This window comes from Polaromonas sp. P1_G2, assembly GCF_056405515.1.
Window position 1 is genome coordinate 1 of the sequence record NZ_JBFUBY010001556.1, and the last position, 385, is coordinate 385.

1 protein-coding gene is annotated in these 385 nt (G+C 58.4%); it reads left to right on the plus strand.

Features of this window, described 5'->3' with window-relative positions; all coding sequences use genetic code 11:
- Window positions 1-22 precede the first annotated feature (22 nt).
- Window positions 23-385: extracellular solute-binding protein (locus AC1D0P_RS31530; protein ID WP_477680322.1), on the plus strand; the 363-nt coding region annotated here is incomplete at its 3' end.

Genomic DNA, 385 nt, shown 5'->3' on the forward strand with positions numbered 1-385 from the left:
CGACATGTCCGGTCACATTGCAATGGTGACAGGCTATGACGATCTCCTGACGCCGGCATTGATCCTGGCGGGAAAATCCGTCAACTCTGCGGACCCGGCAGACTTGAAAAACGCCTTCGAGCGGCTGAAGGCCCAGTCGCCCTTCGTCAAGACCTACGACTATATCATCACCTCGTCGCAAAATGCGACCGATGGCAAGGACCTCTACATGGCGCTCGCCTATAGTGGCGATCAGTTCGTGCTTGCCAGCACCTCTTCCCTGCCGTGGAAATATGTGCTGCCGAAGGAAGGCAGCGTTCTCTGGGTGGATTGCCTGGCGGCGACGGCGGGTTCGAAGCGCCGGGAGCTCGCAATGAAGTTCCTCGACTTCATCAATCGGCCGGAC